Raw genomic sequence first — 273 nt, 5'->3', positions numbered from 1 at the left:
AGCACGGTCCCCAGGCTCGCCAGCGACGTCAGCGTGGTCTGTGACGCGGCCAGGGCGTCGCGTATCTGGGCCTCGTTCGCCTTGGCCTGCCGGTCCACCCGACGCAGGTGGGCCAGCAGATCACGGGCTATGTCACGGCGGCAGTTGTCGGTGGGCGTGATCGGGCGGATGCCCTTCATTAGCGTGGCGGCCTTGGCCGCCGAGAGGCCGGTGGGGGCTCCGCCGGGCAGCTGGTCGGGCAGGGCGGGGTGGGGGCGGTCGGTGGTGCGGGTG

1 protein-coding gene is annotated in these 273 nt (G+C 73.3%); it reads right to left on the bottom strand.

The genetic code is table 11. From position 1 onward, the window contains the following. Positions 1-273: hypothetical protein (locus tag MFF64_RS36860; protein ID WP_238193987.1), on the bottom strand; the 273-nt coding region annotated here is incomplete at both ends.

This window comes from Methylobacterium frigidaeris (assembly GCF_022179185.1).
Classification (GTDB): Bacteria; Pseudomonadota; Alphaproteobacteria; order Rhizobiales; family Beijerinckiaceae; genus Methylobacterium; species Methylobacterium frigidaeris.
This window is presented reverse-complemented; position numbering and strand designations above follow the sequence as displayed.